This is a genomic window from Streptomyces sp. BK208 (assembly GCF_004364245.1).
In the GTDB taxonomy this organism is placed as follows: Bacteria; Actinomycetota; Actinomycetes; order Streptomycetales; family Streptomycetaceae; genus Streptomyces.
In genome coordinates this window covers 1-4,891 of record NZ_SOAV01000030.1, presented here as the reverse complement: position 1 = coordinate 4,891, position 4,891 = coordinate 1, and the positions used below count along the sequence as shown (strand labels likewise).

The following is a 4,891-nucleotide window of genomic DNA, read 5'->3' as shown; positions in this document are numbered from 1 at the left end:
AACGCCCACAAGTCCGGCACCATCAAGAGCCTCAGCGCCGAGGTCGGCGCCTCCCTCACCTCCGGCGCCGCCATCTGCGAGATCAAGGACTGACGACACCGGTACCACCGCCAGGGGCGCCCGGCAGACCGCATCACGGTCCGCCGGGCGCCCCTGTAACTGCCCGTGCACACCGACCGCCGACACACGGACGACGGCCGCCACCGCACGGCGACGCACGAACAACAACCAGCGACGCACGAACAACGACGGACAAACAGCAGGGGCGTACACGGACAACGTGGGCGTGGACGGACAACGACCGACGACACCCGGCCACCGACCGCCCTGCCGCGCCGGACGCGCGACCGTCACCGCACGGACGCCTAGCGTCGCCGCATGTCGGCGACGCGCGCCCGCTCCGCCCCGCCCCCCTGCTCACCCAGGGCGGTGGCCGACCGCAGCCCCGTCGCCGCGCCCGGAACCTGACGGCGCGGCCCCGGGAGCGGCACGTCCCGGCGCTGCTGACGCGCCACCGCATCACCCCCCGGCACCCCCGACGGCCCGTTGCCGTTCGCCGCACCACCCCCCGCCGCCCCGGCCACGGCGATCTGCACGCCCTGGTCGGCCAAGGCCTGCAACTCGGTGGCGGCACGGTCGTCGTGGACCGGCGACTCGTCGGTGACCAGGCGGGTGATGACATCGGTGGGCACGGTCTGGAACATGGTGTCCGTGCCCAGCTTGGAGTGGTCGGCGAGGACGACGACCTCGGCGGCCGCCTGGACCAGCGCCCGGTCGACGGAGGCCGACAGCATGTTGGACGTGGACAGGCCCCGCTCGGCGGTCAGCCCGCTCCCGGACAGGAAGGCCTTGGAGACCCGCAGCCCCTGCAGGGACTGCTCGGCCCCGGACCCCACCAGGGCGTAGTTGGACCCCCGGAGCGTGCCGCCGGTCATCACGACCTCCACTCGGTTGGCGTGGGCGAGGGCCTGGGCCACCAGCAGCGAGTTGGTGACCACGGTCAGCCCGGGAACCCGCGCGAGCCGGCGGGCCAGCTCCTGTGTCGTGGTTCCCGCCCCCACCACGATGGCCTCGCCTTCTTCGACGAGACCCGCGGCGAGATCGGCGATGGCCGTCTTCTCGGCGGTCGCGAGATGGGACTTCTGCGGGAAGCCGGACTCTCGCGTGAACCCGCCCGGCAGTACCGCACCGCCGTGCCGGCGGTCGAGGAGTCCTTCTGCCTCCAGTGCGCGCACGTCCCGCCGTACGGTCACTTCGGAGGTCTGGACGACGCGGGCGAGCTCACGGAGCGACACGGCCCCGTTCGCTCGCACCATTTCGAGGATCAATTGGCGACGTTCTGCAGCGAACACGAAACTGACAGTAACCCCAACGACCGTCTGCTTTCAGCAGTATGCGCCGAATAACAGAAGTTGTTCGCATGCCACCACGTGAAGTGGTATACGCGCCTACTCCGGGCGCCTATGCCGCCCGCAAGCGCCGCAACTCCCCGTGACCAGCGGGGAGTCGATTCCAGCCGCGCCCCTCCGGCTAGCCCTCGCCGCCGGCCTTGCGCGTGTGCAACTGCCGCGCCACCTCCGCGATCGACCCCGAGAGCGAGGGATACACGGTGAAGGCGTTGGCGATCTGCTCGACCGTCAGGTTGTTGTCGACGGCGATCGAGATCGGATGGATCAGCTCCGAGGCACGCGGCGCCACGACGACACCGCCCACCACGATCTCGGTCCCGGGCCGGCAGAAGATCTTGACGAAGCCGTCCCGGATGCCCTGCATCTTGGCGCGCGGGTTGCGCAGCAGCGGCAGCTTCACCACCCGCGCGTCGATCTTGCCCGCGTCCACGTCGGCCTGCGAGTAGCCGACGGTGGCGATCTCGGGGTCGGTGAAGACGTTGGCGGACACGGTCTTCAGGTTCAACGGAGTCACGGCGTCGCCCAGGAAGTGGTACATGGCGATCCGCCCCTGCATCGCCGCCACCGAGGCCAGCGCGAAGACACCGGTGACGTCACCGGCGGCGTACACCCCGGGGGCCGAGGTGCGCGAGACCCGGTCGGTCTTGATGTGCCCGGAGTCCTTGAGCCGGACCCCGGCCTCCTCCAGACCCATCCCCTCGGTGTTGGGGATGGCGCCCACGGCCATCAGACAGTGCGACCCGCTGATGACCCGCCCGTCGGACAGCGTCACCTCGACCCGGTCGCCCACCCGCTTGGCGGACTGGGCCCGGGACCGCGACATGACGTTCATCCCGCGCCGCCGGAAGACGTCCTCCAGGACGGCCGCCGCGTCCGGGTCCTCACCGGGCAGCACCCGGTCCCGCGACGACACGAGGGTGACCCGCGACCCGAGCGCCTGGTAGGCCCCGGCGAACTCGGCACCGGTCACACCGGACCCGACCACGATCAGCTCTTCGGGCAGCTCCTCCAGGTCGTACACCTGGGTCCAGTTCAGGATGCGCTCCCCGTCGGGCCGCGCGTCCGGCAGCTCCCGCGGATGCCCGCCGGTGGCGATGAGGACCGCGTCCGCGGTCAGCGTCTCCTCGCTCCCGTCGGCGGTCCGCACCACGACCTTGCGGGACCCGTCCAGCCCCTGCATGCCCTCCAGGCGCCCGCGCCCCCGCATGACCCGCGCACCCGCCCGGGTCACGGAGGCGGTGATGTCGTGCGACTGCGCCAGCGCGAGCCGCTTCACCCGCCGGTTGACCTTGCCCAGGTCGACGCCCACCACCCGGGCGGCCTGCTCCATGGGCGGGGTGTCGTCGGCGACGATGATCCCCAGCTCCTCGTACGAGGAATCGAAGGTGGTCATCACCTCAGCCGTGGCGATGAGGGTCTTGGACGGCACGCAGTCGGTCAGCACCGACGCCCCGCCCAGACCGTCGCAGTCGACGACGGTCACCTCCGCGCCGAGCTGAGCGGCCACCAGCGCCGCTTCGTATCCGCCGGGTCCGCCGCCAATGATCACGATCCGAGTCACGTACTCCATTGTCCCGCACCCTTCAACGGCCGGCCGCCCGGGGCCGCCACCGTTACAAGAACGGCGCGTACGCTTCCCCCCATGTCGCTCTACGCCGCCTACGCCGGCAACCTCGACGCGCGGCTGATGACCCGCCGCGCCCCGCACTCGCCGCTGCGCGCCACCGGCTGGCTGAACGGGTGGCGGCTGACCTTCGGGGGCGAGCACATGGGCTGGGAGGGCGCGCTCGCGACCCTCGTGGAGGACCCGCTCTCCCAGGTCTTCGTGTCCCTCTACGACATCGCCCCGATGGACGAGGACTCCCTCGACCGCTGGGAGGGCGTGGGCCTGGAGATCTACCGGCGGACCCGCGTGCGCATCCACACCCTGGACGGCGAGGAGGGTGCCTGGACCTACGTCCTGAACGCCTACGAGGGCGGCCTGCCCTCCGCCCGCTACCTCGGCGAGGTGGCGGACGCCGCCGAATCGGCCGGGGCCCCCCACGACTACGTCATGGAACTCCGCAAGCGCCCCTGCTGAGGCCGCCCCCTGTCAAAACCTCCAACCCAAAAACACCCATCCCGTGACCTCCGACATCTACGCGCGTAGCCGCAAACCGGCTACCCTCTTCGGCGTGAACGCATCTCTTCTTCCGGACGACATCCAGGGCGACCCTTACGCCGCCGCCGACGCCGCCGCGGCCCGCCTGCGCGAACTCACCGGCGCCGAGACCCACGACGTCGCCCTCGTGATGGGCTCCGGCTGGGCTCCGGCCGTGGACGCCCTGGGCGCCCCCGAGGCCGATCTCCAGGTCACCGACCTGCCGGGCTTCCCGAAGCCCGCGGTGGAGGGGCACGGCGGCAAGGTCCGCTCGTACTCCATCGGTGACAAGCGTGCGCTGGTCTTCCTGGGCCGCACCCACTACTACGAGGGCCACGGCGTGGCCGCCGTCTCCCACGGCGTCCGCACCGCCGTCGCCGCCGGCGCCAAGACGATCATCCTGACCAACGGCTGCGGCGGCCTGCGCGAGGGCATGCGCCCCGGCCAGCCGGTCCTGATCAGCGACCACATCAACCTCACCGCCACCTCCCCCATCGTCGGCGCCAACTTCGTCGACCTCACCGACCTGTACTCGCCCCGCCTGCGGGCCCTGTGCAAGGAGGTCGACGGCACGCTGGAGGAGGGCGTCTACGCCCAGTTCCCCGGCCCGCACTACGAGACCCCGGCCGAGATCCGCATGGCCCGCGTCATCGGTGCCGACCTGGTGGGCATGTCCACGGTCCTGGAGGCGATCGCGGCCCGTGAGGCCGGCGCGGAGGTGCTGGGCATCTCCCTGGTCACCAACCTCGCCGCGGGCATGACGGGCGAGCCCCTCAACCACGAGGAGGTCCTCCAGGCGGGCCGCGACTCCGCCGCGCGCATGGGAACGCTGCTGACCCAGGTCCTGGACCGGCTGTAGCCCAAGCTGCGCTGCGCGCGGCGGGCTGGGTCGCGTGACCCGGCGTCGTCCGGTGGCCCGGCGTGGGGCGGGTCGCGTCCCGGCGTTCCCCGGCGGGCCGGGATGGGTGCGGGGCGAGGAGAGCGCTACCCGGCGTTGCGGGGTGCCTCCCCCACTCTCGACTTCGCTCGAGCGGGAGGTGCCCCCACCGCCCACCCGTGCCGCCCCAGCGGCACGACTGCCCGCAGCGGGGGGCACCACCCGCGGCGACGGCGACCGGCACCCGCGTACGGCGGGGAGGGGTCGCCGGGGGATGGCGACCCGCAGCCGCGTACGGCGGGGAGGGGACGGGGCGGGGGGTGTCCGCCCGCAGCGGTTGGCGCGTCAACGCCTCCCGCTTCTGCGGCCGACCGATTCCGCGCCGTTCCGAGGACGGACACCCCCCCCCCCCGCCCCCCCCCCCCCCCCCCACCCCAAGCGCGAAACCCCCCCCCCCCCCACCCC

The 4,891-nt window shown here is 72.4% G+C and carries 4 protein-coding genes; 2 read left to right on the top strand and 2 right to left on the bottom strand.

Annotation, left to right across the window (positions count from 1 at the left end):
• Window positions 1-365: 365 nt before the first annotated feature.
• Window positions 366-1,352 carry a DeoR/GlpR family DNA-binding transcription regulator gene (locus tag EV562_RS34925; protein ID WP_133890882.1) on the bottom strand — a complete coding sequence of 329 codons (987 nt, stop codon included), beginning with the start codon at window positions 1,350-1,352 and terminating at the stop codon, window positions 366-368.
• Window positions 1,353-1,530: 178 nt separating this feature from the next.
• Window positions 1,531-2,979, bottom strand: coding sequence for an NAD(P)H-quinone dehydrogenase (locus EV562_RS34920; RefSeq protein ID WP_166662170.1), 1,449 nt, complete (start codon window positions 2,977-2,979; stop codon window positions 1,531-1,533).
• A gap of 72 nt (window positions 2,980-3,051) precedes the next feature.
• On the opposite strand from EV562_RS34920, the gene EV562_RS34915 reads away from it, so the two are divergent.
• Complete coding sequence (locus EV562_RS34915) at window positions 3,052-3,489, top strand: gamma-glutamylcyclotransferase (protein WP_133890881.1); 438 nt, start codon at window positions 3,052-3,054, stop codon at window positions 3,487-3,489.
• Window positions 3,490-3,583: 94 nt separating this feature from the next.
• Window positions 3,584-4,408: a purine-nucleoside phosphorylase gene (locus EV562_RS34910; RefSeq protein ID WP_133890880.1), complete on the top strand. Its 825-nt coding sequence runs from the start codon at window positions 3,584-3,586 to the stop codon at window positions 4,406-4,408.
• Window positions 4,409-4,891: the final 483 nt, after the last annotated feature.